This is a genomic window from Alteromonas sp. G4i13 (genome assembly GCF_054960505.1).
The window spans coordinates 1-211 of sequence record NZ_JBHNYX010000149.1 but is presented as its reverse complement, the minus strand read 5'-3'; the positions used below and the strand labels follow the sequence as shown (position 1 = coordinate 211).

1 protein-coding gene is annotated in these 211 nt (G+C 45.0%); it reads right to left on the bottom strand.

Going from position 1 to position 211, the window contains the following annotated elements; genetic code table 11:
* Positions 1-211, bottom strand: a 211-nt coding sequence (locus tag ACFI6J_RS21685) for a Tn3 family transposase (RefSeq protein WP_462586422.1), incomplete at both ends; no start/stop codon positions are given.

Sequence of the window (211 nt, the reverse complement as noted above, 5' to 3'; positions counted from 1 at the left end):
TCAAACAGATCGTTGATGACACTATTGAACTGCGCGTATCGAGGTGCAAAGCTGTAACTGCATAGATCCAATAAGGCGAAGTTAACATGATTGACACCGTGCGTATCTGTCGAGAGCACATCTGGTTTGACATCGCTGCTGTTTGATTGCAGCAGATCATAAATATAGTGTGATTCATGCTCGTTAGAGCCGATGATCCGAGCATTGAGGG